Raw genomic sequence first — 256 nt, 5'->3', positions numbered from 1 at the left:
GGACCCGCCAAACATGAGAAAGTAGCGATTTACGCAGTAAATCAGCGGATTTCGAATGTTTATAGAATTGCGGGAGCTGCTTTGCAGCGGAGTAATTCGTAGGCATCAGTTGGGGGCAAAAGACCTTTTGACCCCAACATCATTTGCATGAAAAAACCTCCGACCACTTTCCTTTGGGAAAAAGTCGGAGGTTTTTATTACGTGCGCCCGGCGGCGCACGTTTCTAACGGGTGTAAGTCCCGAATCCGCCCGGTAG

The sequence above is a fragment of the Blautia sp. OF03-15BH genome (assembly GCF_003463065.1).
Classification (GTDB): domain Bacteria; phylum Bacillota; class Clostridia; order Lachnospirales; family Lachnospiraceae; genus Limivivens.
The sequence above is the reverse complement of the archived record's forward strand: the minus strand, read 5'-3'. Positions refer to the sequence as shown.